General features: G+C 51.0%; 3 protein-coding genes and 2 tRNA genes. 1 reads left to right on the top strand and 4 read right to left on the bottom strand.

Annotation, left to right across the window (positions count from 1 at the left end; genetic code table 11):
• Nucleotides 1-226: hypothetical protein (locus tag C7459_RS23715; protein ID WP_211320415.1), on the top strand; the 226-nt coding region annotated here is incomplete at its 5' end.
• Between the two features lie 280 nt (nt 227-506).
• Here C7459_RS23715 and C7459_RS16830 read toward each other — a convergent pair.
• From C7459_RS16830 to C7459_RS16815, 4 genes are all read right to left on the bottom strand, one after another.
• On the bottom strand, nt 507-800 hold the full coding sequence (locus C7459_RS16830; protein ID WP_109690441.1) for a hypothetical protein: 294 nt from the start codon (nt 798-800) through the stop codon (nt 507-509).
• A 100-nt stretch (nt 801-900) separates the two neighbouring features.
• The gene (locus C7459_RS16825; protein WP_245884599.1) at nt 901-1,878 is read right to left on the bottom strand and encodes a tyrosine-type recombinase/integrase; all 978 of its coding nucleotides are present in this window, start codon (nt 1,876-1,878) and stop codon (nt 901-903) included.
• A gap of 211 nt (nt 1,879-2,089) precedes the next feature.
• A tRNA-Ser gene (locus C7459_RS16820) sits at nt 2,090-2,178 on the bottom strand.
• Nucleotides 2,179-2,226: 48 nt separating this feature from the next.
• Nucleotides 2,227-2,311 (bottom strand) — tRNA-Leu (locus C7459_RS16815).
• Between the last annotated feature and the right edge of the window lie 11 nt (nt 2,312-2,322).

The raw sequence follows: 2,322 nt of genomic DNA, 5'->3' as shown, positions 1-2,322 counted from the left end.
TTTGAGGGGTGTGCATGGAGGCTTGGGGATTCGCTTGAAGTTCCGACTCCTGATCTTGATCGGTGAGCCAGTTCTCTACCTCGCCCTCATGGTTTTCAGATCGACCTTAAATTTTCTGAGCTCGCTCCTCCGCTTCCTCCTCCGTCAACAGATCGAACAAGCAGTACATCTCCTGCAACACATCACTCATGGTCTCCTCGTCAAGCCCCACTTTTTTTATTGCTAACTTCGCGTAAGCCATCGCCTAATAATTGTCCATTCCCATTCTCACCCTTCCAATAAACATTTTGCGAAGCACGAATAGACCGAACGGAGTCCCATCCAGTCTAAAATTCGCCTTTGGTCTGCGACCTATAGGAATTTCCGAGTTACACGCATGTCCTCGCGTCTCCTGCGTCAGCTATGCCTACTTTGGCATCAACACCAATCTACAGGTTGCACCACGCAGATCGTCAGGCTGCCATTGCCTCGATCTCTCCGATCCAACAAAAAAAGACGGCGAACCATTACGGTTCGCCGCCCTCATCCTTAGCTTTTATCGTTTTGATCATGTCCAAATGTATTAACCCGAGATAGCCGCCTTTTCCTAAAACCTCGAACGCGGTCAGCACGTTATACTGCTCAGGGGAGACCGTTACCACTCGACCCTCCATTACATCGAGACCAATTTCAATCGCCCGACGCAGTAGCTCCTGACGCCCCTCCTCGCCTTTCTTGGGATTCTTGATGTGACTCATCGAAGCCCACCAATCTCCTATCCGATCATTCGGCAGCAACAGAATGGCTTTATGATCGCCCATAAACTATCGCCTCCCGTACATTAGCTGAACAAGGTGTGAATTGGAGAGAACTTCTGATGCTTTTCTTTCAGGTCGTTTTGGGACAATCTCACGTAACGCTTTACCATCGACAAGTCCGTGTGCCCCAGGATTTTCTGCAACGTGAAGGGGTCGCCCCCCTCTTAATCCAATGTAGGGCGAACGTGTGACGGAAGGGGTGGGCTGATCGCTTATCTTCGTCAATACCGGCTTGCTCTCCGTACAACTTCAATCGCTCGTCGAATCCGTCCGGGGTGAATCTCCTGCCTGTGACCGAGTAGAACAGGTAGTTGGCATTCGGCCCAAAGTCCTCGTTCTCCCTGATCAACTCCGCAAGCAACTTGGCTACCTGTTTTGAGATCGGTACGGTTCTGGACTTGCGAGTTTTTGCTTCCTCGCTTCGGACAGTGATACACGTTTCCTTGAAATCAACATCTGTTTTCATCAAGGACAAAAGCTCGCTGATCCGTAACGCAGTATCCGACAAGGTCATCATAATGACGTAGTCACGAAAACCCGAGTATGTGCCTCTGTCCGGGGTCGCAATGTATTTCTTGAGTTGGGCCGAGGTGAACGACCTGATTTTGTCCTCGTCTACTTTTTGAAGTTTGATGTCTGCGGCAGGAGATACACGCAGCAGCCCATCTCCTTGACACCAGTTGAAAAACGCCTTCAGGGTGCGAATACGGATGTTCACCGTCATCGCAGACAATCCGGTTACTCCGGGCTTCGGTCGTTTGCTGTGGTGGCCACTGAATTTCTCCTTGTCGTTCGTCATCCACGTCACATATTCCCGCAAGATTGTGGCAGTGATCTTCTTAAACGTAATGTCCGGGTGGTGATCCGCCAGCCATCCTCGTAAGTATCGAAAATGCGCCTCGTAATCCTTGAGCGTTCGTGGTGCGATTCGCTCCGCCATCTTCGCAACGATGAAGTCGTTCATGGCCTGTTCAAGTGTGACCGTCTCGACCGCTTCAAGCATCTCATTCGTTTCAAGCTCCAGTGCCTTATGGGTTCGCTCCGTCTTTCTCTTCGGACGTTTCGTCTCCAACTTGTCCATTTCCAACGTGATCATCCTCCAGTGTGTTTTGAAGGAGCACGCGGAGCCCAAAAAACAAAAAAACCAGTAGCTAAAGAGCCACTGGTTTACTCCAACGAATTTCGAAACCGCACTAGACCGCAATTCCAACGGATTCCCTTACGGTCTGTCCGCGATCTCGGTCTATCCACACGCTGTGGAAAAGTGCTACAAAGCCTTACGTATCCTAGTTTGGCGGAGAGGACAGGATTCGAACCTGCGTGGGGTTGCCCCCTAACGGTTTTCAAGACCGCCCCGTTATGACCACTTCGGTACCTCTCCGTATTGTGAGAAAAAAGACTTGAGCTGTACGGCCCAAGTCTTTGGTTGTGGTGCGGTCGAGAAGACTCGAACTTCCACGGGGAAACCCCACACGCCCCTCAAGCGTGCGCGTCTGCCATTCCGCCACGACCGCATGTATTGCAA

Source organism: Tumebacillus permanentifrigoris (assembly GCF_003148565.1).
Taxonomy (GTDB): Bacteria; Bacillota; Bacilli; order Tumebacillales; family Tumebacillaceae; genus Tumebacillus; species Tumebacillus permanentifrigoris.
This window is presented reverse-complemented; position numbering and strand designations above follow the sequence as displayed.